This is a genomic window from Oerskovia sp. NPDC056781, from assembly GCF_042789955.1.
Taxonomy (GTDB): Bacteria; Actinomycetota; Actinomycetes; order Actinomycetales; family Cellulomonadaceae; genus Oerskovia; species Oerskovia rustica.
This window is the reverse complement of record NZ_JBHUAD010000377.1, coordinates 1-2044: the sequence shown is the minus strand read 5'-3', so window position 1 is coordinate 2044 and position 2044 is coordinate 1. Positions and strand designations below refer to the sequence as shown.

The following is a 2044-nucleotide window of genomic DNA, read 5'->3' as shown; positions in this document are numbered from 1 at the left end:
GCACGCACGTGGCGCCGCCGGAGCCGTCTCGTCCCCCAGATTTCCCGACCCCGGCCCTGACCGGGTACCTTGGGATCTTGCTGTGTCTCGATCCGTGCTGCCATCAGTGCGGGGACGGCACAGCGACGCACAACCCTCCTGTCACGGAGAGACCGTGACCGCTGAGTCCGCAGGAGGTGGGTTCACCGCATGCGTCAGTACGAATTGATGATCATCCTCGACCCCGAGATCGAGGAGCGCACCGTTGCTCCGTCGCTCGACAAGTACCTGACGGTCATCAAGACCGACGGTGGCACTGTCGACAAGGTGGACATCTGGGGCCGTCGCCGCCTGTCCTTCGAGATCAACAAGAAGTCCGAGGGCATCTACGCCGTCGTCGACTTCACCTCGACGTCGGACACGGCCAAGGAGCTGGACCGTCAGCTCGGCCTCAACGAGGTCGTCCTGCGCACGAAGGTCCTGCGCACCGACGCTCGCTGATCGCCTCGCACGTCTGACTTCCCTCGCGCCGTCCCGGTGCCCTGCGCGTCCTCAAGGGCGCCGTCAGTGGCACGTGGTGGGATGTCCGCGGACGGGGGTCATCCCCTTCGAAGTTTCTTCGATACGCAACGAACAATGAGGAGCTGGCATGGCTGGTGAAACCGTCATCACGGTGGTCGGAAACCTGACCGGGGACCCGGAGCTTCGCTTCACCCCCGCAGGGGCTGCCGTCGCCAACTTCACCGTGGCGTCCACGCCGCGCACCTTCGACCGCCAGAGCAACGAGTGGAAGGACGGCGACACGCTGTTCATGCGCTGCTCGATCTGGCGCGAGGCCGCGGAGAACGTCGCCGAGTCCTTGACCAAGGGCATGCGCGTGATTGTTCAGGGCCGTCTGGTCCAGCGTTCGTACGAGACCCGCGAGGGGGAGAAGCGCACGGTCGTCGAGCTGCAGGTGGAGGAGATCGGTCCTTCCCTGAAGTACGCCTCCGCGAAGGTCACCCGGGCCCAGCGCTCGGGTGGCGGCAACTTCGGCGGTGGCGGCGGTTTCGGCGGCGGCGGCGCTTCGAGCGGCGGTGGTTTCAGCGCTTCCGGCGGTGGCCAGCAGAACAACGACGACCCGTGGGCCACGGCTGGCCCCGCGTCGTCGGGTGGGTCCTCGTTCTCGGACGAGCCCCCCTTCTAGTCACCGCTCACCCCAGACAAACCCTTCCCGGCAGGGCAGGTGCCCGACGACGGCACCCACCCCGGCCGGGGATAGCACCTTGTGAAGGAGCAACACCATGGCGAAGCCAGTGGTGCGCAAGCCCAAGAAGAAGTCCAACCCCCTGAAGTCGGCGAAGATCGAGTCGGTCGACTACAAGGACACGACCCTGCTGCGGAAGTTCATCTCCGACCGCGGGAAGATCCGTGCCCGTCGCGTGACCGGCGTCTCCGTCCAGGAGCAGCGTCAGATCGCACGTGCCGTCAAGAACGCTCGCGAGATGGCGCTCCTGCCGTACTCGTCGTCCGCACGCTGATCGAGAGGGGATAGAACATGGCAAAGCTCATTCTGACCCACGAGGTCACCGGCCTGGGCGAGCCCGGCGACGTGGTCGAGGTCAAGGACGGGTACGCCCGTAACTTCCTCGTGCCCCGTGGCCTGGCGACCGGATGGTCCAAGGGCGCCGAGTCGCAGATCTCTGCGATCCGCAAGGCTCGGAAGGCTCGCGAGATCGCGACGCTCGACGAGGCCAAGGCGACGCGCGACTCGCTGCAGTCGAAGCCTGTCGTCGTGCAGGCCAAGGCGGGCCAGGGCGGCCGTCTGTTCGGTGCCGTCACCACCGGTGACATCGCCGAGGCCGTGAAGGCTGCCGGCGGCCCGTCCGTCGACAAGCGCAAGATCGAGATCGGCCAGCCGATCAAGTCGACCGGTTCGTACACGGTCACCATCCGCCTGCACGCCGAGGTCTCGGCGAACATCGCGGTCAACGTGGTGGCTGCCTGATCGACTGATCGCCCCTGTCCCGTGAGGGATGGATGGATCGGAGATCTCACCCGACGGCCCGGTCCCCTCTGCGGAGGC

At 66.6% G+C, this 2044-nt stretch carries 4 protein-coding genes; all 4 read left to right on the top strand.

Annotation, left to right across the window (positions count from 1 at the left end; genetic code table 11):
- The first annotated feature begins 189 nt into the window (after positions 1–189).
- The 4 genes from rpsF to rplI all read left to right on the top strand — a co-directional run bounded on the left by rpsF (position 190) and on the right by rplI (position 1966).
- Complete coding sequence (gene rpsF, locus ACFRCR_RS18535; RefSeq protein ID WP_030152648.1) at positions 190–480, top strand: 30S ribosomal protein S6; 291 nt, start codon at positions 190–192, stop codon at positions 478–480.
- 148 nt (positions 481–628) lie between these two features.
- Complete coding sequence (locus ACFRCR_RS18530; protein WP_030152653.1) at positions 629–1165, top strand: single-stranded DNA-binding protein; 537 nt, start codon at positions 629–631, stop codon at positions 1163–1165.
- A 97-nt stretch (positions 1166–1262) separates the two neighbouring features.
- Entirely contained in the window at positions 1263–1499 is a 237-nt protein-coding gene (gene rpsR, locus ACFRCR_RS18525) for a 30S ribosomal protein S18 (protein ID WP_030152654.1), read from the top strand.
- Positions 1500–1516: 17 nt separating this feature from the next.
- Positions 1517–1966 (top strand): 50S ribosomal protein L9, encoded by a 450-nt coding sequence (gene rplI, locus ACFRCR_RS18520; RefSeq protein ID WP_138827012.1) that lies wholly within the window; start codon positions 1517–1519, stop codon positions 1964–1966.
- The last annotated feature ends 78 nt before the right edge of the window (positions 1967–2044 follow it).